The organism is Candidatus Protofrankia californiensis, assembly GCF_900634765.1.
Lineage (GTDB): Bacteria > Actinomycetota > Actinomycetes > Frankiales > Frankiaceae > Protofrankia > Protofrankia californiensis.
Genome location: NZ_CAAAFT010000093.1, coordinates 9,363 through 10,254 on the forward strand (window position 1 = coordinate 9,363; position 892 = coordinate 10,254).

Below are 892 nucleotides of genomic sequence, written 5' to 3' on the forward strand. Positions count from 1 at the left end.
CACACACTCACGGGAAGTCTGACAGATGCACACGGGCAGCGGTGACATTTTTCTCTCGGGCATGATCGCGGTCGGTGCCTCCTCCACCGACCGGACTTCCCTGGATGTCGACGGCGGGCGAGTGTTTCTGGTTCCCGCGGCGAGGACACCGATCGGATTTGTTGTTCTTCTGCATGGCGCTGCTAGTGGAACGGATGTCGGCGTGTTGTCCGAGCTCGCGGCGCGGCTGCCGGGGCGTGGGGTCGGCGTTGCCCGCCTGGAGATGCCCTACCGGGTCGCGGGACGCCGTGCGCCGGATCGCCCGGCCCGGTTGGACGCCGTGCTGCACGCGGTCATGGACGCTCTGGGGCAGCCGCGGCCTGTTGTCCTCGTCGGCCGTTCCATGGGATCGAGAGTGGCCTGCCGCTGCGCCCGTACGGTCGGGGCCGCCGCAGTCGTGGCCTTCGGCTTCCCGCTGTATCCCCCTGGAAGGCCCGCCGCCCCGGCTAGAGAAGATCCTAGCCGGGGTTTTGGGCGGGATCCGCGGGGGAATCGACCGTCACGCCTGCCCGAGCTGCTTGCCGCGGGCGTCCCCGTGCTCGTGGTCCAAGGTGATCGGGACGCGTTCGGCATGCCCGATCCGGACCCGGCCCGTCATGTCGAGGTACACGTCCTGGCCGGCGCCGACCATGCCATGCGGACGCGTCGTAGGGACGGCCGCACTGAAACCGAGGTCGTCGACGAAGCGGCGACCGTCGGGACAGAGTGGATCATCAGGCGGTTGGGTTCCTCGGGGCCTACGAGCGTGCGGCGGACGGTGGGTGACCGTTCTGCTTCGACAGGGAGCGTGGATGCCGGATAGTGATCTGCTGGGTCGCTGGAGGGCCAAAGGCAGTGCGATCATGCTTTTTCG

The 892-nt window shown here is 68.3% G+C and carries 1 protein-coding gene; it reads left to right on the plus strand.

Features of this window, described 5'->3' with window-relative positions:
- The first annotated feature begins 25 nt into the window (after window positions 1–25).
- Window positions 26–841, plus strand: a complete 816-nt coding sequence (locus DD1DGNOD_RS05485; protein ID WP_241251255.1) for an alpha/beta hydrolase family protein — start codon at window positions 26–28, stop codon at window positions 839–841.
- The last annotated feature ends 51 nt before the right edge of the window (window positions 842–892 follow it).